Source organism: Mangrovactinospora gilvigrisea (assembly GCF_001879105.1).
GTDB classification, from domain to species: Bacteria; Actinomycetota; Actinomycetes; order Streptomycetales; family Streptomycetaceae; genus Mangrovactinospora; species Mangrovactinospora gilvigrisea.
In genome coordinates this window covers 1-257 of record NZ_MLCF01000205.1, presented here as the reverse complement: position 1 = coordinate 257, position 257 = coordinate 1, and the positions used below count along the sequence as shown (strand labels likewise).

Sequence of the window (257 nt, the reverse complement as noted above, 5' to 3'; positions counted from 1 at the left end):
TGCACAATGGGCGCAAGCCTGATGCAGCCATGCCGCGTGTATGAAGAAGGCCTTCGGGTTGTAAAGTACTTTCAGCGGGGAGGAAGGCGGTGCGGTTAATAACCGCGCCGATTGACGTTACCCGCAGAAGAAGCACCGGCTAACTCCGTGCCAGCAGCCGCGGTAATACGGAGGGTGCAAGCGTTAATCGGAATTACTGGGCGTAAAGCGCACGCAGGCGGTCTGTTAAGTCAGATGTGAAATCCCCGGGCTTAACC

Annotated in this window: 1 rRNA gene; it reads left to right on the top strand. The window is 56.8% G+C overall.

Annotated elements, in window-relative coordinates:
- Positions 1-257: ribosomal RNA gene (locus BIV57_RS23235) — 16S ribosomal RNA — on the top strand; the annotation flags it as partial.